15 protein-coding genes, 1 tRNA gene and 1 pseudogene are annotated in these 21,525 nt (G+C 59.1%); 13 read left to right on the forward strand and 4 right to left on the reverse strand.

What is annotated here, in order from left to right; genetic code table 11:
* Positions 1-41 precede the first annotated feature (41 nt).
* The 3 genes from rplQ (at position 42) to bfr (ending at position 2,669) form a co-directional block, all read left to right on the forward strand.
* A complete protein-coding gene (gene rplQ, locus H8F21_RS10590) occupies positions 42-428 on the forward strand; it encodes a 50S ribosomal protein L17 (protein WP_002555463.1) in 387 nt (128 codons plus the stop codon).
* A gap of 172 nt (positions 429-600) precedes the next feature.
* Entirely contained in the window at positions 601-2,049 is a 1,449-nt protein-coding gene (locus tag H8F21_RS10595; protein ID WP_203479712.1) for a catalase, read from the forward strand.
* 155 nt (positions 2,050-2,204) lie between these two features.
* Positions 2,205-2,669, forward strand: a complete 465-nt coding sequence (gene bfr / locus H8F21_RS10600; RefSeq protein ID WP_136474262.1) for a bacterioferritin — start codon at positions 2,205-2,207, stop codon at positions 2,667-2,669.
* A 95-nt stretch (positions 2,670-2,764) separates the two neighbouring features.
* Here bfr and uvrA read toward each other — a convergent pair whose 3' ends face one another.
* Positions 2,765-5,599: an excinuclease ABC subunit UvrA gene (uvrA, locus tag H8F21_RS10605; protein WP_203479713.1), complete on the reverse strand. Its 2,835-nt coding sequence runs from the start codon at positions 5,597-5,599 to the stop codon at positions 2,765-2,767.
* Between the two features lie 134 nt (positions 5,600-5,733).
* Between uvrA and H8F21_RS10610 the strand changes: the two genes are divergently transcribed.
* The 9 genes from H8F21_RS10610 to H8F21_RS10650 all read left to right on the forward strand — a co-directional run bounded on the left by H8F21_RS10610 (position 5,734) and on the right by H8F21_RS10650 (position 17,066).
* Positions 5,734-7,128, forward strand: coding sequence for an MFS transporter (locus tag H8F21_RS10610; protein ID WP_203479714.1), 1,395 nt, complete (start codon positions 5,734-5,736; stop codon positions 7,126-7,128).
* A gap of 9 nt (positions 7,129-7,137) precedes the next feature.
* Positions 7,138-7,680 carry a single-stranded DNA-binding protein gene (locus H8F21_RS10615; protein ID WP_136474265.1) on the forward strand — a complete coding sequence of 181 codons (543 nt, stop codon included), beginning with the start codon at positions 7,138-7,140 and terminating at the stop codon, positions 7,678-7,680.
* 223 nt (positions 7,681-7,903) lie between these two features.
* Entirely contained in the window at positions 7,904-10,969 is a 3,066-nt protein-coding gene (gene fdnG / locus H8F21_RS10620) for a formate dehydrogenase-N subunit alpha (protein WP_203479715.1), read from the forward strand.
* The gene (fdxH, locus tag H8F21_RS10625; RefSeq protein WP_203479716.1) at positions 10,969-11,919 is read left to right on the forward strand and encodes a formate dehydrogenase subunit beta; all 951 of its coding nucleotides are present in this window, start codon (positions 10,969-10,971) and stop codon (positions 11,917-11,919) included. The genes fdnG and fdxH overlap by 1 nt, the downstream gene beginning before the upstream one ends.
* A complete protein-coding gene (locus tag H8F21_RS10630) occupies positions 11,916-12,569 on the forward strand; it encodes a formate dehydrogenase subunit gamma (RefSeq protein WP_203479717.1) in 654 nt (217 codons plus the stop codon). The genes fdxH and H8F21_RS10630 overlap by 4 nt, the downstream gene beginning before the upstream one ends.
* A 4-nt stretch (positions 12,570-12,573) precedes the next feature.
* Positions 12,574-13,500 (forward strand): formate dehydrogenase accessory protein FdhE, encoded by a 927-nt coding sequence (fdhE, locus tag H8F21_RS10635; RefSeq protein ID WP_203479718.1) that lies wholly within the window; start codon positions 12,574-12,576, stop codon positions 13,498-13,500.
* Between the two features lie 117 nt (positions 13,501-13,617).
* Positions 13,618-15,048 (forward strand): L-seryl-tRNA(Sec) selenium transferase, encoded by a 1,431-nt coding sequence (selA, locus tag H8F21_RS10640; RefSeq protein ID WP_203479719.1) that lies wholly within the window; start codon positions 13,618-13,620, stop codon positions 15,046-15,048.
* Complete coding sequence (gene selB, locus H8F21_RS10645; protein ID WP_203479720.1) at positions 15,045-16,964, forward strand: selenocysteine-specific translation elongation factor; 1,920 nt, start codon at positions 15,045-15,047, stop codon at positions 16,962-16,964. Before selA ends, selB begins: the two co-directional genes overlap by 4 nt.
* 6 nt (positions 16,965-16,970) lie before the next feature.
* Positions 16,971-17,066: transfer RNA gene (locus H8F21_RS10650), tRNA-Sec, on the forward strand.
* 7 nt (positions 17,067-17,073) lie between these two features.
* Here the strand turns inward: H8F21_RS10650 and H8F21_RS10655 are convergent.
* Together H8F21_RS10655 and H8F21_RS10660 are read right to left on the reverse strand one after the other, a co-directional pair.
* On the reverse strand, positions 17,074-18,063 hold the full coding sequence (locus tag H8F21_RS10655) for an asparaginase (RefSeq protein WP_203479721.1): 990 nt from the start codon (positions 18,061-18,063) through the stop codon (positions 17,074-17,076).
* A gap of 1 nt (position 18,064) precedes the next feature.
* Positions 18,065-19,499: pseudogene (locus H8F21_RS10660) on the reverse strand (alanine/glycine:cation symporter family protein).
* A gap of 176 nt (positions 19,500-19,675) precedes the next feature.
* On the opposite strand from H8F21_RS10660, the gene H8F21_RS10665 reads away from it, so the two are divergent.
* The gene (locus H8F21_RS10665; protein ID WP_203479722.1) at positions 19,676-20,494 is read left to right on the forward strand and encodes a helix-turn-helix domain-containing protein; all 819 of its coding nucleotides are present in this window, start codon (positions 19,676-19,678) and stop codon (positions 20,492-20,494) included.
* On the opposite strand, the gene H8F21_RS10670 is transcribed toward H8F21_RS10665, so the two are convergent.
* Positions 20,495-21,337, reverse strand: coding sequence for an alpha/beta hydrolase (locus H8F21_RS10670; protein WP_203479723.1), 843 nt, complete (start codon positions 21,335-21,337; stop codon positions 20,495-20,497).
* Positions 21,338-21,525: the final 188 nt, after the last annotated feature.

Raw genomic sequence — 21,525 nt, forward strand, 5'->3', positions numbered from 1 at the left:
CGTCGTAATCACCGAACGTAGTGTTTGGTAAGGAATGAATCATGCGTCATCGTAAAAGTGGACGTCACCTGAGCCGTACCAGCTCTCACCGCAAGGCCATGTTCCAGAACATGGCGGTGTCGCTGTTCGAGCACGAGCTGATCAAAACTACCCTGCCGAAAGCCAAGGAACTGCGCCGCGTTGCCGAGCCGCTGATCACCCTGGCCAAGGAAGACAGCGTAGCTAACCGTCGTCTGGCTTTCGACCGTACTCGTTCGAAAGAAATCGTCGGTAAGCTGTTCAACGATCTGGGCAAGCGCTATGCCACCCGTCAGGGCGGCTACCTGCGTATCCTCAAGTGCGGCTTCCGCGCTGGCGATAACGCACCAATGGCGTACGTCGAGCTGGTTGATCGTCCTGTCGGTGGCTCGGTAGAAGCTGCTGAGTAAGGCGACAGTCTGAAACAAGAAACCGGGCCTCGTGCCCGGTTTTTTGTGTCTTCATACATTGAAACAATCTATTGATCTGAGTCAGTTAATGAATTTGTTGCTGTCATAGTTCTGGTCGATACTCACTCCAAGCCGATTAGCCGGCAGTTTGAGACCGATAGGGAGATAGCGCATGAGCCAGACTAAAATACTGACCACCGCCAGCGGTGCACCAGTAGCAGACAACCAGAACTCACGCTCTGCTGGGCCGCGAGGGCCGTTGTTGCTGGATGACTTTCACCTGATTGAGAAACTCGCTCACTTCAATCGCGAGAACATTCCTGAGCGGCGCGTGCATGCCAAGGGCTCGGGTGCCTACGGTACTTTTACTGTATCCAAGGATGTCTCGCAGTACAGCTGTGCCAAGCTGTTCAACACCATTGGCAAGCAGACCGAGACCTTCCTGCGCTTTTCAACTGTCGGTGGCGAGCGTGGTTCGGCTGACACCGAGCGCGACCCGCGCGGTTTCGCCCTGAAGTTCTACACCGAAGAGGGCAACTGGGACATCGTCGGCAACAACACTCCGGTGTTCTTCATCCGTGACCCACTGAAGTTTCCTGACTTTATCCACACCCAAAAACGTCTGCCGCAAAGCAACCTGAAAAGTGCGCAAGCGATGTGGGACTTCTGGTCGCATTCGCCTGAAGCACTGCACCAAGTGACCATCCTGTTCTCCGACCGCGGTATTCCTGATGGCTACCGTCATATGCACGGCTTCGGCAGTCATACCTACAGCCTGATCAACGCCCAAGGCCAGCGTACGTGGGTGAAGTGGCACTTCAAGACCAAGCAAGGCATCAAGAACCTGGCGCCCGCCGATGCAGCTCGCCTGGCCGGTACCGATCCTGACTACGCCCAGCGTGACCTGTTCGAGGCCATCGAGCGTGGTGACTTCCCTAAATGGGCGGTGTGCATTCAGGTAATGAGCGAAGAAGAAGCGGCAAGCCGCGACGAGAACCCTTTTGATGTGACCAAGACCTGGTCGCAGAAAGATTATCCGTTGATTGAAATTGGCGAACTGGAGCTCAACCGCAACCCACTCAACTACTTCGCCGAAGTTGAGCAAGCTGCGTTTGGTCCGAGCAACATGGTTCCAGGCGTAGGGCTTTCGCCTGACCGTATGCTCCAGGGGCGCGTATTCGCTTACGCAGACGCTCATCGGTATCGAGTCGGGACCAACCATCAACACTTGCCGGTAAATGCGCCACGCAGCCCGGTAAACACCTACCAGCGTGATGGCGCCATGGCATTTGGCAGCAACGGTGGAGCGGCGCCTAACTATGAGCCTAACAGCTACGGCAGTGCTCCAAAGCAGGCGCCGGCGTTTGCCGAACCGGCATTGGCCCTTGATGGTGTGGCTGATCGTTACGACCATCGTGAAGACACTGACTACTACAGTCATGCCGGCGCGCTGTTCCGCTTGATGAATGGCGACCAGAAGGCGTTGCTCATCAGCAACATCGCCGGTGCGATGGCGGGCGTATCAGAAGAGGTCGTACAGCGGCAACTGCAGCACTTCTTTAAGGCTGATCAGGCCTATGGAGAGGGCATAGCCAAGGCTTTGGGCATAAATCTCGCTTAAGTCGAAGTGATAAGAAGAACCGCCCTCATTTGGGCGGTTTTTCAATGAATATCACTACCGTTTACGGGCTTTTTTGCACTTTTTTGCCTAATTCCAAGTGACCTGTCGGCGATCCTGGTTCAAACTATGACTTTCACACAGGGAGAGGCAGGACGATGCAAGGTCACCCCGACGTAATCGATTATCTCAACACGTTGCTGACGGGCGAACTGGCGGCGCGTGATCAGTACTTCATTCACTCGCGGATGTACGAAGACTGGGGCTTGAGCAAGCTCTACGAGCGTATTAACCACGAGATGGAGGAAGAGACCCAACACGCTGATGCCCTGATGCGTCGTATCCTCATGCTCGAAGGTACTCCGCGCATGCGTCCTGAAGATTTGGACGTGGGCACGACTGTTCCGGAAATGATCGCTGCCGATCTTCGCCTTGAGTACAAGGTCCGTGCTGCGCTGTGCAAAGGCATCGAGCTGTGCGAACTGCATAAGGATTACATCAGCCGCGATATTCTGCGCGTGCAACTGGCCGACACCGAGGAAGATCACACCTACTGGCTGGAGAAGCAGCAGGGTCTGATCAAGTCGATCGGTCTGGAGAATTACCTGCAATCGCAGATGTAATTTTCCTGCGTATAAAAAAGCCCCGCCAGTGCGGGGCTTTTTGCATCTGCAGGGTCGGCGAATCGCTATGGATTCGCCGTTCCGGCAGACAGGTTTCAGGCGCGATCACGCTCCAGCAGTGGCTTGAGGTAGTGACCGGTGTGAGACTGTTTCATCCCAGCCACCTCTTCAGGTGTACCGAAGGCGATAATCTGGCCGCCTTTGGAGCCTCCCTCGGGCCCCAGGTCGACGATCCAGTCGGCTGTCTTGATCACGTCCAGGTTGTGCTCGATCACCACCACAGTGTTGCCGTGGTCGCGCAGGCGGTGAAGGACGTCAAGCAACTGCTGGATATCGGCGAAGTGTAGGCCAGTGGTCGGCTCGTCGAGGATATACAGAGTTTTGCCGGTATCGCGCTTGGATAGCTCACGGGAAAGCTTCACCCGCTGCGCTTCGCCGCCGGAGAGCGTCGTTGCCGATTGCCCCAGCTTGATATAAGACAGGCCGACATCCATCAAGGTCTGTAGTTTGCGCGCCAGGGCCGGCACCGCGTCGAAGAACTCGCGGGCTTCCTCGATGGTCATTTCCAGCACTTCGTGGATATTCTTGCCCTTGTATTTGATCTCCAGGGTTTCGCGGTTGTAGCGCTTACTCTTGCACACGTCGCAGGGTACGTAGATATCCGGCAAGAAGTGCATTTCAACCTTGATCAGCCCGTCACCCTGGCAGGCCTCGCAGCGCCCACCTTTGACGTTGAACGAGAAGCGGCCAGGGCCGTAGCCACGGGAACGGGACTCTGGCACCCCAGAGAACAGTTCGCGGATGGGGGTGAACAGACCTGTGTAGGTTGCGGGGTTCGAGCGCGGGGTGCGGCCGATCGGGCTCTGATCGATATCCACCACTTTGTCCAGATGCTGCAAACCATCACAACTGTCGTGTGCTGCTGCCTCCAGGGTACTGGCGCCGTTGAGGGCGGTAGCACTGAGGGGGAACAAGGTGTTGTTGATCAGGGTCGACTTGCCCGAGCCGGACACGCCGGTCACACAGGTCAGCAGGCCGATCGGGATCTCCAGATCGACATTCTGCAGATTGTTGCCGCGTGCACCTTTAAGTTTGAGCGAAAGCTTCTTGTTGCGCGGTGTGCGTTTGGCCGGTACGGCGATCTTCACGCGCCCCGACAGGTACTTGCCCGTCAGTGAGTCCGGATGGGCCATGACCTCGGCGGGAGTACCCTCAGCGACAATCTGGCCACCATGCACGCCAGCACCCGGGCCGATGTCGACCACGTAGTCGGCAAGGCGGATAGCGTCCTCGTCGTGCTCTACCACGATGACCGTATTACCAATATCACGCAGGTGATTAAGGGTTGCCAGCAAGCGGTCATTATCACGCTGATGCAGGCCGATGGACGGCTCGTCGAGGATATACATCACCCCTACCAAGCCGGCACCGATCTGGCTGGCCAGGCGGATGCGCTGGGCTTCGCCACCCGACAAAGTGTCGGCGCTACGGTCCAAGGTCAGGTAATCGAGGCCGACATTGACCAGAAACTGCAAGCGCTCACAAATTTCCTTGAGAATCTTGTCGGCAATTTCGCCACGGCGCCCCGTCAGTTTCAGGCTACCAAAATAAGTGCTGGCATCACCGATGGGCAGGTTGGTCACTGCAGGCAGGGTTTTCTCGCCAACCCACACGTGGCGCGCTTCACGGCGCAAGCGCGTGCCGCGGCAGTCCGGGCATGGTTGGGTGCTGAGAAATTTGGCCAGCTCTTCGCGTACGGTTGCCGATTCGGTCTCGCGGTAGCGACGCTCCAGGTTCGGCACTATGCCTTCGAACGGGTGCGAACGTTTAACGATATCGCCCCGATCGTTCAGGTACTTGAAGTCGACGTTTTGCTTGCCACTGCCGTGCAGGATGACTTTCTGTTGATCGGCAGGCAGCTCGCCGAAGGGCACTTCGAGGCTGAAGTCGTAGTGCGCGGCCAGTGAACCGAGCATCTGGAAATAATAAACGTTGCGCCGGTCCCAGCCGCGGATTGCTCCTTCCGCGAGGGTCAGTTCGCTATTGACCAAGCGTTTTATGTCGAAGAACTGTTTAACGCCCAGCCCGTCACACGTCGGACATGCACCGGCTGGGTTGTTGAAAGAAAACAGCTTGGGTTCCAGTTCACTGATGGCATGCCCGCAGATCGGACAAGCAAAGCGAGCCGAGAAAATCATCTCTTCAAATGGCTCGTCGTCCATCGAAGCAACCAGAGCGATACCGTCGGCCAGTTTCAGCGCGGTCTCGAAGGATTCGGCCAGGCGCTGCTGAAGATCGTCGCGAACCTTGAAGCGATCGACCACTACTTCGATGGTGTGCTTTTTCTGCTTATCCAGTTTTGGCAGCTCATCGAGCTCGAACAACTTGCCATTGACCCGGGCACGCACGAAGCCTTGGGCGCGTAGCTCTTCGAATACAGCCAGGTGTTCCCCTTTACGCTCACGAATCACCGGGGCCAGCAGCATCAGCTTGCTGCCCTCGGACTGCGCCAGCACCAGGTCAACCATCTGACTGACCGTTTGCGCTTCCAGGGGAATATCGTGGTCCGGGCAGCGCGGCATACCTACGCGGGCGTAGAGCAACCGCAGGTAATCGTAGATTTCGGTAATGGTGCCGACGGTCGAGCGCGGGTTGTGCGAGGTTGATTTCTGTTCGATGGAGATGGCCGGAGAAAGGCCTTCGATGGTGTCGACATCAGGTTTTTCCATCATCGACAGGAACTGTCGCGCATACGCCGACAACGATTCGACGTAGCGGCGCTGGCCTTCGGCGTAAAGAGTGTCGAACGCTAGCGAAGACTTGCCGGAACCGGACAAGCCGGTGATAACGATCAGCTTGTCCCGGGGCAGGGTCAGGTCGATGTTTTTCAGGTTGTGGGTCCGTGCCCCACGAATCAGGATCTTGTCCACTGCGGCCTCGCTTGGCGGGCGTAACATAAACGGTTGAGTATACGGCTCCATGCCATTACGCGGCAAAGCGTCACGTATATGCCGTTAAGCGATGGGACTGGTAGAATCGCCGCCGGTTCACACGAGGTTTATCCATGCACGATCCCCACAGCGAACGCATGAGTGCTAGCGAAACCCGCGCCGCAGGTGGCCTGGCTCTGGTGTTCGCCTTCCGTATGCTAGGCATGTTCATGGTTTTGCCGGTACTGGCGACCTATGGCATGGACCTGGCGGGCGCCACACCGGCGCTGATCGGTCTGGCCATTGGTGCCTACGGCCTGACCCAGGCTTTTCTGCAGATACCGTTCGGGATCATTTCCGATCGCATTGGTCGTCGTCCGGTGATTTACCTGGGCCTGGTGATCTTTGCCCTGGGCAGCGTGCTCGCGGCGCAGGCTGATTCGATCTGGGGCGTGATCGCCGGCCGTATCCTGCAAGGTGCCGGAGCGATTTCCGCAGCGGTGATGGCGCTGTTGTCGGACCTGACCCGTGAGCAGCACCGCACCAAGGCCATGGCCATGATCGGCATGAGCATTGGTTTGTCGTTCGCCGTGGCCATGGTCGTTGGCCCGTTGCTGACGCGTGCTTTTGGCTTGTCCGGGCTTTTCCTGGCCACTGCCGCCATGGCGGTAGTCGGTATCGCGCTGATCGCTTTCCTCGTGCCGGCGTCCCACGGTGCTTTGCAGCATCGTGAGTCAGGCGTCGCCAAGCAGGCCCTGGGTCCGACCTTGCGTCACCCGGACCTGTTGCGTCTGGATGTGGGTATTTTCGTCCTGCATGCAATCCTGATGGCCAGCTTCGTTGCCTTACCACTGGCTTTCGTCGAGCGTGGCGGGTTGCCCAAGGAAGAGCACTGGTGGGTATATCTCACTGCTTTGCTGATCTCATTTTTTGCAATGATCCCGTTCATCATCTACGGCGAAAAAAAGCGCAAGATGAAACGTGTTCTGCTTGGCGCGGTCAGTGTTTTGGTGCTTACCGAGCTGTACTTCTGGCTGTCAGCAGACAACTTGCGCGAACTGGTGATCGGCACCGTGATATTCTTTACTGCCTTCAACCTGCTGGAGGCATCCTTGCCTTCGCTGGTGAGCAAGGTATCGCCCGCCGGCGGCAAGGGCACGGCCATGGGGGTTTATTCCACCAGCCAATTCCTTGGGGCCGCGATGGGAGGAATTCTCGGTGGCTGGTTGTTCCAGCACGGTGGCTTGAGTACGGTGTTCCTGGGCTGCGCAGTATTGTGTGCAGTGTGGTGGATCGTTGCGCTGAGCATGCGTGAGCCGCCGTACGTGACCAGCCTGCGCATGCCGTTGTCGGCCGAGGCGGTCCGCGAGGCGGGACTGACCGAAAGGCTGTTGGCCGTACCGGGTGTGACCGACGCAGTGGTGGTGGTCGATGAAGCCGCCATCTATATCAAACTTGATACACAAATTTTGGATCGCACGACCCTGGAGCGTCTGGTAAACCCGACCTCCGCAGCGTGCGAAGCCTAGGAGAACGTTATGGCCCGTGGGGTTAACAAAGTCATTCTGGTCGGTACTTGCGGTCAGGATCCAGAAGTCCGCTACCTGCCCAACGGTAATGCCGTGACCAACCTGAGCCTGGCTACCAGTGAGCAGTGGACCGACAAGCAGACCGGTCAGAAGGTAGAGAAAACCGAGTGGCACCGCGTGTCGATGTTCGGCAAGGTCGCGGAAATCGCTGGCGAGTACCTGCGTAAAGGTTCGCAAGTCTACATCGAAGGCAAGCTGCAGACCCGCGAGTGGGAAAAAGACGGTATCAAGCGCTACACCACTGAAATCGTTGTCGACATGCAGGGCACCATGCAACTGCTGGGCGGTCGTCCACAGAATCAGGACGGTGGCAACCAGTACAACCAGGGTGGCAATCAAGGCGGCAACCAGGGTGGCAACTACAACCAGGCGCCACGCCAGCAGGCTCAGCGCCCTCAGCAGTCGGCCCCTCAGCAGCGTCCAGCGCCGCAACAGGCCGCGCCGCAGCCAGCTCCAGACTTCGACAGCTTCGATGACGATATTCCGTTCTGATTCGTAGCGCAGAGCGCTGTATCTTCAAAACGCCCGGCGCAATGCACCGGGCGTTTTTTTATGCCTGATCAGATATGGCTATGTGCCGGTAGTCCGCTTTCATCGTACATCCTGAAATCTTGACTACAGTATCAACTGGTGACTGCTACATATGTCGCCACCGTGATCGTTCAAGAGGCGCCGGCAACGTCCCGTGCGTCCACCACCTGATCAGGAGCGCACGATGGATCTCAACCGTCGGCAGTTCTTCAAGGTCGCCGCGATTGGCCTTGGAGGCTCGAGCTTGGCTGCGTTGGGCATGGCCCCGACACCGGCTTTCGCCGAGCAGGTGCGTCACTTCAAACTGGCGCATACCAAAGAAGCCCGTAACACCTGTCCCTATTGTTCCGTCGGCTGTGGCTTGATTATGTACAGCCAAGGGGACGCGGCCAAGAACGTGGCCCAGAACATCATCCACATCGAAGGCGACGCCGACCATCCGGTGAACCGCGGCACGTTGTGCCCGAAAGGTGCCGGCCTGCTCGACTTTATCCACAGCCCCAATCGGCTGCAGTATCCACAAGTGCGCAAGCCGGGCAGCCAGGAATGGACCCGGGTGTCGTGGGATGAGGCGCTGGATCGCATCGCAGATCTGATGAAAACCGATCGTGACGCCAACTTCATCGAGAAGAACGCCCAAGGCCAGACCGTCAATCGCTGGTTGAGCGTAGGCTTTTTGGCCGCGTCGGCGTCGTCCAACGAAGCGGGCTACATGACCCACAAAGTTATTCGCAGTCTTGGCATGCTGGGGTTCGATAACCAGGCACGTGTCTGACATGGCCCGACGGTGGCAAGTCTTGCCCCGACGTACGGCCGTGGAGCCATGACCAACCACTGGACTGATATCGCTAACGCGAATCTGGTTCTGGTGATGGGTGGCAACGCTGCAGAAGCCCATCCATGTGGCTTCAAATGGGTAACCGAGGCCAAGGCCCATAACAAGGCACGGCTGATTGTGGTCGACCCGCGTTTTACCCGAACCGCGTCGGTGGCTGACTATTACGCGCCTATCCGCACCGGTACCGATATCGCCTTTATGGGCGGGCTGATCAATTACCTGCTGACTGAAGACAAGATTCAGCACGAGTACGTGCGTAACTACACCGACGTGTCGTTCATCGTAAAAGCCGGTTATGGCTTTGAAGATGGCCTGTTCAGTGGCTATGACGCGGACAAGCGCAGCTACACCGACAAGTCCGGTTGGGGCTACGAGCTGGGTGAAGACGGCTTTGCCAAGGTCGACCCGACCCTGCAAGACCCGCGCTGCGTGTTCCAGTTGATGAAGCAGCATTACAGCCGCTACACGCCAGAGTTGGCCAGTCAGATCTGCGGGATGCCGCTCGAGAATATGCGCAAGGTCTGGGAAGAGATCGCCACCTGCTCGCAACCGGGCAAGACCATGACGATCCTCTATGCCCTGGGCTGGACCCAGCACTCGATAGGCTCGCAAATTATTCGCAGTGCCGCCATGGTGCAGTTGCTGCTGGGTAACGTCGGTATGCCCGGAGGTGGTGTCAATGCCTTGCGCGGTCACTCCAACATTCAAGGGCTGACGGATCTGGGACTGCTGTCCAACCTGCTGCCGGGTTACCTGACCCTGCCAGGGGATGCCGAGCAGGATTACGCCACCTACATTGCCAAACGTGCGCCCAAGCCACTGCGACCTGGGCAGTTGTCCTATTGGCAGAACTACGGCAAGTTCCATGTCAGCTTGATGAAGGCCTGGTATGGCGCTAACGCCACGGCCGAGAACAACTGGGCTTATGATTACCTGCCCAAGCTGGACATCCCCGGCTACGACGTGTTGAAGATGTTCGACATGATGGCCAAGGAAGAGGTCAACGGTTACTTCTGTCAGGGCTTCAACCCAATTGCTGCCTTGCCTGACAAAAACCGCGTCACCGCCGCACTGAGCAAGCTCAAATGGCTGGTGGTGATGGACCCTCTGGCTACCGAAACTTCAGAGTTCTGGCGCAATGCCGGGCCGTTCAACGATGTCGATTCTGCGAATGTGCAAACTGAAGTCATTCGCTTGCCCACCACCTGCTTTGCCGAAGAAGACGGCTCGTTGGTCAACAGTAGCCGCTGGCTGCAATGGCACTGGAAGGGCGCTGAAGGCCCAGGGCAGGCGCGTACCGACGTGTGGATCATGAGCGCGCTGTTCCTGCGTCTGCGCGAGCGCTACCAGCGCGAGGGCGGCGCCTGGGCCGAGTCGATCCTGAAACTCAGTTGGCCGTACAAGGTGCCTCACGAACCATCGCCGGAAGAGATCGCCAAGGAGTTCAATGGCTATGCCGTCACAGATGTGACGGATGCCACCGGGGCGACGATCAAGGCTGGGCAACAGCTATCCGCCTTCGCCCAGCTCAAGGACGATGGCAGCACCGCTTCCGGTTGCTGGATTTTCTGCGGCAGTTGGACCGAGCAGGGCAACCAGATGGCCCGGCGCGATAATGCCGATCCGTTTGGTATGAAGCAGAACCTGGGTTGGGCCTGGGCCTGGCCGGCCAATCGGCGGATTCTCTACAACCGTGCCTCGGCAGACGTACAGGGTAATCCCTGGTCGCCAAACAAGCGCCTGGTCTGGTGGAACGGCAAGGCGTGGGGCGGTACCGACGTGCCGGACTTCAAGGCAGATGTTGCACCGGAAATGGGGATGAACCCGTTCATCATGAACCCTGAAGGTGTGGCGCGATTCTTCGCCCTCGACAAGATGGCCGAAGGGCCGTTCCCGGAGCATTACGAACCGTTCGAGACGCCGATTGGGGTCAACCCGTTGCACCCCACCAACAAAAAGGCGACCAGCAATCCGGCCGCTCGGGTGTTCGATTCGGTATGGGACACGCTGGGGCAGGCCAAGGAATTCCCTTATGCCGCCACGACCTACCGACTGACCGAGCACTTCCACTTCTGGACCAAGCACTGTCCGATTAACGCGGTGACTCAGCCGGAGCAGTTCGTCGAGATCGGTGAGGTGCTGGCCAAAGAGAAGGGCATCGCCGCTGGAGACCGGGTGCGTGTCACCTGCAAGCGTGGCCACATTGAGGCTGTGGCCGTGGTGACCAAGCGGATTCGTCCGCTACAGGTCAACAACCAGACCGTGCACCAGATCGGCATTCCGTTGCACTGGGGTTTTACCGGGGTCACCCGGCACGGTTACTTGACCAACACCCTGGTGCCGTTCCTCGGTGACGGCAACACCCAAACGCCGGAATCGAAGTCGTTCCTGGTCAACGTGGAGAAAATCTGATGGCTAGCCAAGACATCATCGCCCGTTCGGCCACTACCACAACGCCTTCTTCGATCCGCCACCAGGAGGAAGTGGCCAAGCTCATCGATACCACCAAGTGCATCGGCTGCAAGGCCTGCCAAGTGGCATGCTCGGAGTGGAACGAGCTGCGTGACGAGGTAGGTCACAGCTATGGCACTTACGATAACCCCCATGACCTCAGCGCACAGACCTGGACGTTGATGCGCTTCACCGAGCATGAAAACACCGAGGGCAATCTGGAGTGGCTCATCCGCAAGGATGGCTGTATGCACTGCGCCGATCCTGGCTGCTTGAAGGCGTGTCCGAGCCCGGGCGCGATCATTAAACACGCCAATGGCATCGTCGACTTCAACCAGGATCATTGCATCGGTTGCGGCTATTGCATTACGGGTTGCCCGTTCAACATCCCGCGTATTTCGCAGAAGGACCACAAGGCCTACAAATGCACGCTGTGTTCGGACCGGGTGTCGGTAGGGCTGGAGCCGGCCTGCGTGAAAACCTGTCCGACCGGGGCGATTGTGTTCGGCACCAAGGAAGACATGAAAGAGCATGCCGCCGAGCGCATCGTCGACCTCAAGTCGCGGGGCTTCGACAAGGCTGGTTTGTATGACCCCGATGGTGTCGGCGGCACCCATGTGATGTATGTGCTGCACCATGCCGATCAACCGAAGCTGTATGCCGGCCTACCGGACCAGCCGGTGATCAGCTCGCTGGTGGGGCTGTGGAAAGGCGTGAGCAAGCCGCTGGCGCTACTGGCAATGGGGGCTGCGGTGCTGGCCGGCTTTTTCCACTATGTGCGTATCGGCCCGCAACGCGTCGAGGAGGATGAGCATCCGACTGTGCCGGATGCCAGCGTGCACGTCGTCGACCCAGCAGTGCATGTGTATGACCCGAATAAACCGGGTGCGCAAGGGGAGGAACGGCCATGAAAGACAAACCCATCCTGCGCTACAACGCCAACGAGCGGACCAACCATTGGCTGGTGGCGATCCTGTTCGTCATGGCTGCGCTGTCGGGGCTGGCGCTGTTCCACCCGGCGCTGTTCTGGCTTAGTCATTTGTTCGGTGGCGGGCCGTGGACGCGCATCCTGCATCCATTCATGGGTGTATTAATGTTCGTGTTCTTTCTTGGTCTGGTGCTGCGTTTCTGGCGGGCCAACTACTTCATTGCCAATGACCGCCTGTGGCTCAGGCGTATAGACCGGGTAATGCTAAACGAGGAGGAGGGTGTTCCACCGATAGGCAAGTACAACCCCGGGCAGAAACTGCTGTTCTGGACCCTGCTGTTATGCATGTTGGTGCTGCTGATCAGTGGCGTGGTGATCTGGCGAGCCTGGTTCAGCCAATACTTCGACATTGGCGCAATTCGCCTGGCCACCTTGTTGCACGCACTGGCGGCTTTTGTGCTGGTGCTGAGCATCATTGTGCATATCTATGCCGGGATCTGGATCAAAGGCTCGGTCAGTGCCATGTTGCATGGTTGGGTCAGTCGCGCCTGGGCGAAAAAACACCATGAGCTATGGTATCGGGAAGTGACGCGCGAGGATCCGCCGGACTCGCAGATCAGTAAAAAAGGATGACCACTTGAGCACCATTCTTGAACCTGGGCAGATTGAAGCGGCGGCCACCACGCCGCCGTTTCTCTACCTGCCACCTGCCAATATCTTCGCCTTGCGTGCCGCCCGCCTGGATGCGCTCGCCGAGGGGAACGCGCTAGGTGATTACCTACGCCTGATCGCTGGGTTGTGCCGAACCCAGCAAAGCCTGCTTGACCAACCACCTGTTGCCGCGCCTGCCGAGACCGAGCGCCAGCGCTTGTGTGTGGAGCATGGATTGCCACCGCTGGCTGCCGACAGTCTGGTGCGCGAGGGGCATTGGCTGGCGTATCTCGATGCCTTGCTGCAGCGTTATCAGAGCCCTGGCAGCGCCGAGCTAAACGCCGCGCTTAGTACTTTGGGTGCATCCAGTGCCGAGCAGCGCAAGCTGTGGGGTATCGCCTTGCTGACCGGTCAGTTCAGTGCCGTGCCGGCAGCGCTGGTGCCGTTTCTTGGCGCTGCGTTACAGGCTGCCTGGAGCCATTGGTTGCTGAATTTGCCGAGCACCGGTCTCAAAGGTGGCGACAGCCTTTGCCAATGCCCTGCCTGCGGATCGCCGCCAATGGCGGGCGTGATTCGCCATCGCGGCAAGTACAACGGCCTGCGCTATCTGGTGTGTTCGCTCTGCGCATGTGAGTGGCATGTGGTGCGGGTCAAGTGTGTCTACTGCGAGCAAACCAAGGGGTTGACCTACTTCAACCTTGAAGATGATCGCCATGCGCCGGGCAAGGAACCGCTACGTGCGGAATGCTGCCCTGGGTGCAAGAGTTATCTGAAGCAGGTTTATCTGGAGTGCGCGCCTGATGCCGAAGCATTGTCGGCAGATCTGGCAAGCCTGGCCCTGGATCTGCGTCTGGATCAGGAGGGGTACCAGCGGCTGGCGCCGAACCTGATGCTGGCACCCGGAGGCGAGTGAGCCTAGCGTCTACACTCAGGTTTTGCGTCGCCGCCAGCGCGGGGTAAGTCTGCTCCTTCACTTTAGGAGCAGGCATGTTCCGCGATGTGGCCCACACTGCCGAAGGTAACCTCTTCAATGCCCTCGAATCTTGCCCAGCTCCCGAATCGCCTGCCTTCCATCGACACCTTGCTTCGTCATCCCGCCTGCCAAGCCTTGATCGATCGATATGGCCGTGATGCTGTATTAGCCACCTTGCGCCAGTTGCTCGATGATCTGCGCGACCCGGCCAGGCACGGTCAGCTTGATGCGGTAGAAATGGCGCCTGCAGTGCTCGCTGGCCGCGCCGGGGAACGCCTGGTTGCCCAGCACCAAAGCCAGGTACGGCGGGTGTTCAATCTCACCGGCACGGTGTTGCATACCAACCTGGGGAGGGCGCTGTTGCCCGAAGAAGCGATCGAGGCTGTGCAACGCGCTGCGCGCTACCCGCTGAACCTTGAATTTGATCTGGCCACCGGCAAGCGTGGCGATCGCGATGACCTGATTGAAGGCCTCATTCGTGAGTTGACGGGAGCCGAGGCAGTCACGGTGGTCAACAACAATGCCGCTGCGGTGTTGCTGGCGCTCAACAGCCTGGGGGCGCGCAAGGAAGGCATTATTTCCCGGGGCGAACTGATCGAGATCGGCGGGGCCTTTCGGATCCCCGACATCATGGCCAGGGCAGGGGTCAAATTGCATGAGGTGGGCACCACCAATCGCACTCACGCCCGCGACTATGAAGCGGCCATCGGACCGCGCAGTGGACTCTTGATGCGGGTGCATTGCAGCAATTACAGCATCCAAGGCTTCACCACGCAGGTGCCCACCGCAGAGCTTGCGCAACTGGCGCACAAACATAACCTGCCGCTGCTCGAAGACCTGGGCAGTGGCAGCTTGCTCGACCTGACCCGCTGGGGGCTGCCTGCAGAGCCTACAGTGCGCCAGGCATTAGCCGAGGGAGCGGACATTGTCACGTTCAGTGGCGACAAGTTGCTTGGCGGTCCGCAGGCCGGGATTATCGTTGGTAGCAAAGCGCTGATTTCCAGAATCAAGAAGAACCCACTGAAGCGAGCGCTCAGGGTCGACAAGCTGACACTCGCCGCGCTGGAAGCGGTTTTAGGGCTGTACCGTAACCCGGACCTGCTGGCCGAGCGTTTGCCCAGCCTGCGCTTACTGACGCGCGCGCAGACAGAAATCCTTGCCCAGGCCGAACGCCTTGCACCCCAACTCAGAAAGGTCATGGGCGATCACTGGGAGGTTGTTGCGGTACCTGCATTGAGCATGATTGGCAGCGGCAGTCAGCCCGTTGCCCGTTTGCCCAGCGCCGCCTTGTGCTTGCGTCCGCAGTTATCCAAGCGTTTGCGCGGACGCAGCCTGCTCGGCTTGGAGGAGGCCCTGCGCAAGCTGCCGATTCCTGTGCTTGGGCGTATTGATGACGATGCCCTGTGGTTGGACTTGCGCCAATTGGATGACGAGGCTGGTTGGCTGGCGCAACTGCCCGAGCTGCAACGGATGGAGACGGTGAGGTGATTGTCGGGACGGCAGGGCACATTGATCATGGCAAGACGTCGTTGCTTGAGGCGCTTACCGGGCAGGCGGGCGATCAGCGCCGGGAAGAACGTGAACGGGGCATGACCATCGACCTGGGTTATCGCTACGCGAGCCTGGAACCGGGCGCGCCGTTAACGGGTTTCATCGATGTGCCCGGCCATGAGCGGTTTATCCACAATATGCTGGCCGGGGCGCAAGGCATCGATCTGGTATTGCTGGTGGTGGCTGCTGATGATGGGGTCATGCCGCAAACTCGTGAGCACCTCGCCATTGTGCAACTGCTGGGTATTCCCCGAGCGTTGGTGGCGATCAGCAAGTGCGACCGGGTAGAGGCGAACAGGGTTCGCGAAGTGCAAGCGCAGATCAAGGTGTTGCTGGCAGCCGGGCCCTATGCTGGCGCCGCACAATATCCGCTGTCGAGCGTGACCGGTGACGGAGTCGATGCGTTGTGCCAAGCCTTGATCGAGGCTCAAGGAGAAATTCGCGAACGTGGTCGTCGCGGTGGTTTTCGACTGGCCATCGACCGCGCCTTCGCAGTCCCGGGCGCGGGTATTGTCGTTACCGGTACGGCCCTCGATGGCCAGGTTCAGTTGGGCGATACCTTGGCGCTGGGCAAGCTCGGTAAAGCGGTGCGGGTACGGGGGCTGCACGCGCAGAATCAAGCAGTGACCGAGGCGTGGGCGGGTCAGCGGGTGGCCTTGAATATCAGCGCCGAGCGTCTGGAGCTGGCGCAGATTCATCGGGGTGACTGGCTGCTCGCCGAGTGGCTGCATGGACCCACGCAACGGGTAGATATCGAACTGCAGTTGCTTGCCAGCGAGATCCGCAGTTTCTCCCATTTCAGTCCGGTTCATGTGCACTTGGGCACCCAGGATGTCAGCGCTCGAGTCGCTTTGTTGCAGGGGGAACAACTGCTTCCCGGCGCACGCATGTTCGCCCAGCTGCAACTCAACGCGCCTTTGCAGGCGGTACACGGTGACTGCCTGGTACTGCGCGATCACAGTGCGCAACGCACCCTCGGCGGTGGACGGGTACTGGACCCTTATGCCCCGGCCCGGCAGCGTCGTAGCGAGACACGCCTGGCACAGTTGCAGGCTTTGGCCAGTGCCTCCAGCCTGGAGCAAGCCTTGCCTGCTTTGTTGGCCAACGACGAAGTCGGCCTCGACCCACAACGTTTGGAGCGTCAGTTCAACCGCTTGCGCAGTAGCTGGACGTTACCCACAGATGTGCAGGTGATCGCGACGCGTCAGGGGCCGCTGATGTTCACCGCACTACGATGGCAGGCCTTGAAAAAGACGGTGTTGACTCAGCTGGCGCTTTTTCATGAACAAGAGCCTGATCAACTTGGCCCTGACCGTGACCGCCTGCGTCGTTTCGCCGCCCTGGCGCTGGAGCGTCCGGCCTTTATCAGTCTGCTCGACGAGTTGTTGGCCAATACGGCGATCATCGGCAGCGGTCCATGGTTGCATTTACCCGAACATCAGATTCGCCTGAGCGAAGCCGATGACGCACTGTGGCACCAGCTGCAGCCGTTGCTGGCACAAGGGCAATTCGACCCGCCCTGGGTGCGTGACCTGGCAAGGGTGGTGGGGCAAGAGGAGGCGCAGGTGCGTTTGTTACTGCGCAAGCTGGCGCGTTTGGGGCAAGTGCATCAAGTGGTGCGTGATCTGTTCTATCCTGAGGGCACAATCCGACAAATGGCAGCTATGCTCTTGCAGCTGGCCAGTGACGATCCAGTGGTGCAGGTAACCGCCTTTCGGGATGTATTGGGCATTGGCCGCAAGCGCAGTATTCAGGTGCTGGAGTATTTTGATCGGATAGGCCTGACCAGGCGCATGGGTGACCGGCGTCAGGTACGTGCCGACAATGCCCTGGCACAATCATCCGGGCACTGATTTCAAGGAAGGCAATCGCGCCCGGTGGCGCGGCCGGGCTTCAAACCCGGTTGGGGACGGCAGCCGTTCCCGGGCAGGTTCGACTCCCGCTGCCTTCCGCCATTTTCGCCTATGCGCGCTCGCCGCACAGGTCCAGAGCAAACCAGTGCTGTGCTGTCTCGGCATCCAGCCCGGCACCCAGAAGTGCAAACAGCTTGCCCAGCGCCGCCTCGCGGGTCATGCCGCCTGCAGACACCAGCCCGGCATCGCGCAATCGACTGCCTGCGGCGTAGGTATCGAACACCACGCTGCCTTGCGGGCATTGGCTGATAGCAACGATCAACACACCGCGTCGGCGCGCATTCGCCAGCACGTCGAGCAAGGCTTCGTCGTCGGATGGCCCGGTTCCGCTGCCGTAGCACTCCAGCAACAAGCCTTTGACGCCGCTGTCGATCAGTGCGCGCACATGCGCAGCCTGCAGCCCCGGAAAAACCGGGAGCACAGCAAGGTTCACCGCAATACGAGGCTGACAGTAAGTGAGCACCGCAGGTATCTGTTTTGCCTGGGGGCCGCTGCGATGCCGCGGGAATGCGATAAAGGCGTCGAACGCTTCGCTACGCAACTTGCTGGCGCGGGCGCCGTGCAACAGCTGCCCTGCAAAAAACAGATGCACGCCGTTCTCGACGCCCTCTTCGAACAAGCTCAAGGCTGCGCACAGGTTGCCCCAGGCATCGCTGCCTGGGGCTCCGGCAGGCAGCATCGAACCGGTCAGAACCACCGGCACCTGCAGCCCAAGCAACAGAAACGATAACGCCGCTGCGCTATAGGCGAGGGTGTCGGTGCCATGCAAGACCAGGACGCCATCGTGGCCGTCCTGTTTCACTGCACGAGCGATTGTTTCGCACATCGACAGCCAGTTGGCCTGCTGCATGTTTGCGCTGTCGAGCAAAGGCGACAGCTCGCGCAGGGTCCAGCCGATAGTGGGCGATTGTGGATGAGCGGCCAGGTAGTCGCGCATGCGCGCCTCGAAGCCACCGGCGGGCGCCAGGCCGTTCGGTGTTTCGAGCATGCCAATGGTGCCTCCGGTGTAGAGCACCAGCAGATTGTTGACGCTGCGCATTTCAGTTCTGCGGCTGCGCAACGGCAGTGATGACTTCATCCTTGACCGCGGGCTTTGCAGGCCATGCTTGCAGGTCAAGGTCCAGGTCACTGAACTTCGAGGCATCGAACACCGGCTGCTTGATCCCCGCTTTGCGCTGCGCGTCGTAGTCGCGCATCACTCGCAGGCCGACCTTGAACAACAGCGCCAGGGCGATCAGGTTAACGAAGGCAAGACATGTCATGGTGATGTCGGCGAAGGCAAACACTGTGGACAGGTTTTGCACCGAGCCCCAGACAATCAGCGCCAGGACCAGGCCGCGGTAAGCCAGCAGCACCAGACGGTTACGGGTCAGGAACTGCAGGCTGGTTTCGCCCAGGTAGTAGTTGTAGAGGATGCAGGTGAACACAAACAGAGACAGCGCCACACTGACGAACAAACGGCCCCAGTCACCGACAACAGCAGCCAGGGAGTTCTGGGTCAGGACGATGCCATCGCCTTCAAAACCTGGAGTGTAGAAGCCAGAAAGCAGAATCAGCAGTGCGGTGCAGGTGCAGATAACGAAGGTATCGAGGAACACACTGAACGCCTGGACCACGCCTTGTGCGCCCGGGTGACGCACGGCTGCCACGGCGGCGACGTTGGGCGCACTGCCCAGGCCCGCTTCGTTGGCAAACACACCACGCTTCACGCCCATAACAATCGCACTGCCGAGCAAGCCGCCGAAGGCGGGATCAAGACCGAAAGCGCTTTTGAAGATGGTTTCCAGCATCGCCGGCACGTGTTCGATCTGGCTGCCGATCACATACAAGGTGACACCGATGTAAGCCAAGGTCTTGACCGGCACCAGCAGGTCGGAAACCGCGGCGATACGCTTGATGCCGCCAATGAATACGATGGCCAGCAACACTGCCAGAGCAATACCGGTACGCTCAGGGGCAAAGCCGAAAGCGTTCTGCAGCGAGTGAGTCACGGTATAGGACTGCAGGCCGTTGAAGGCAAAGCCGTAGGTCACCAGCAGCAGGCGAGAACACCACCGCCATGGTCTTGAGTTTCAGGCCGTGCTGGATGTAGTAGGCCGGGCCGCCGCGATACAGGCCGTCGCCATCACTGCGCTTGTAGACCTGGGCCAGGGTGCATTCAAAGAAGCTGCTGGACATACCGACCAGCGCCGTCACCCACATCCAGAACACTGCGCCAGGGCCACCGAGGGTCACGGCAATACCAACACCTGCAATGTTACCGGCGCCGACGCGGCCGGCCAGGCTCAACATCAGCGCCTGGAACGAACTCAGCTGGCCAGCCTGGCCATGCAAGGATTCCTTGAACACGCTGAACATGTGGACGAAATGGCGAAACTGAACGAACCGGGAGCGGATGGTGAAATAACTGCCCAGTCCGACGATGAGTACGATGAGCAGTTTCCCCGAGAGGAAATCATTGAGCGCTTCGAGCATGGAGTAACCTCGATTCTTATTCTTTGCATGAAAGACAACTGACGCGACGTCGATGAGCCGCATCCTTGGCGCGCATGGTTGGCCAAGATAAATATGGTTACAATTTCGCTGGTTGCTCTGAATTGATGCGACTTGATGCTAAACTGGCATCTAGCGCATCACCTGGAATGGCTCGAATGAGCGAAAATCTCGGCATCAACCTGAAACTGGCCTGCAGTCATTACCGCTCTATCTCGGAGGTTTGCCGCCAGCTTTCGATCAACAGGGCGCAGTTCAATAAATACCTGAGCGGCCAAAGCCAGCCGACATCCTTCAACCTCAAGCGCATCGGTGATTTCTTCGGTGTGGAGGGTTATGAGCTGGGCCTGCCGCCCGAACAGTTCGCGCGTTTGATCGGGGTGCGCAATCCGGCCACCGTCACCGCAATCCAGGAAGACCCGCTGAGCGAACTGCTGCGACCGTTACGCGAGCAAAGCGGCAATCTGTCGCGCTATTGCGGTTACTACTTCGAATACTCCAATTGCATGTCGGTGCCAGGCACGATCCTGCTATCGCTGGTTCATCTGCGCGAGGAGCGAGGCACGTTCCTGTTCGAGCGCCAGGAGCGTCAGGAGCGTTCCAGCAGCACCGATGTGCAGGCCGAAGACTGGGTGCGGTGTCGTTATCTGGGCGCGGCATTCCAATTGCAGGACCGCCTGTTTCTCATGGATTACGAGTCGTTGACCGTAAACGAGATGAGCCAGACCATCCTGATTCCCAGCTTCAAGAGTCGCATCACCCGCCTGAACGGCTTGAAGACCGGCGTGTCCAGCGGCGATCGGCGCACCCCGGCCTGTACCCGGGTGGTCTGGGAATTTCTCGGTACAGAGATCAACCGCATCAACGCGTATCGCCAGGTGAAACTGTACCGACCTGACGATCCGCGTATCGATGATGATGTGCGTGAACGCCTCAGTGTCGGGCCGATCAGCAATGGCCTGTTCGAGATCGAGTGATCAGGCGACGCCGATGAATTCTGCGATTGTCTGAGCCACCTGATCCGCGACCATCGGTGCGGCGCGTAAATGTGCCGCAATCCCGTGATCGCAGTTCGACAGTAACAGGCATTCCAGGTGCGGTGGAGGCACCGACTTGAGCAACGTGCGGGTGACTTCTTCCGGGATGGGGCTGTAGCGTTGCGCGCCCGCCAGCCATTGGGTTCCTGCCGAAGTACCGGCGCCTTGCCCGAAAGTTTGTGAATTCAGACCGTCGAACTCACCCATCACCAGCAGCACCCGGCCCTGGAACTGGCGTAGAAACTCGAAACTGTCGCAATCGAGAAAACCATAGGGCTTGCTGATGGCGGCCTTGAATGCCGGGCCGAAAGGGGCGTCATGCGCGTTGTCGGGATAGACGGCAGGGCAGATCAGCACCAACTTATCCACAGCAGGTTGCCGAGCTGCCAGCTTCAAGGCGATGGAAGCCCCGAGGCTGTGGCCAATGATGGTCTGGCAGCGCGCAGCAATATGGCGGTGAAAACGCAGCGCTTCTTCACGGTTGGTAAGCAGTGACGGGTTGCCCGCCCCCGGCTCGCTGGCCACGCTGTGGCCGGACAGATTGGCAGTCAACGAGCCAATACCCATCGCCTGTAACCGGTACAGCAAGGGGTTGAGACGGGTGAAGTCCGATTGCGCACCACCGACGACGAACAGCGCCGGCGCCCGCTCGACCTCGGGCAGCAACAGTCGAGCCTGTTGCTGATAGTGATCGAAGTGTTCGGTGATGAAGCGTTCCGCACCGGGGCTGGGCTCGTTGAATTGCCAGGTAGAGCGTTGCTTCGAAGCTGCTTCAAGTTCCATGGACACCGCCTTGAGAAGCGAAGAATGCGCGTATCTGGCCGATTATATGCCGTTTGCGGATTTGTGTCGGCGCCAACCCAATGACCGCAAATCGGCACGTAAACGCTGTGTAACCTAGGCTGGCGTTGGACTTCCCTTGCCGGAGAACGCAAAATGTGTCCTTTATCTCAATCACTCTGCTCGGATCT

The organism is Pseudomonas arcuscaelestis, from assembly GCF_016881005.1.
GTDB lineage: Bacteria > Pseudomonadota > Gammaproteobacteria > Pseudomonadales > Pseudomonadaceae > Aquipseudomonas > Aquipseudomonas arcuscaelestis.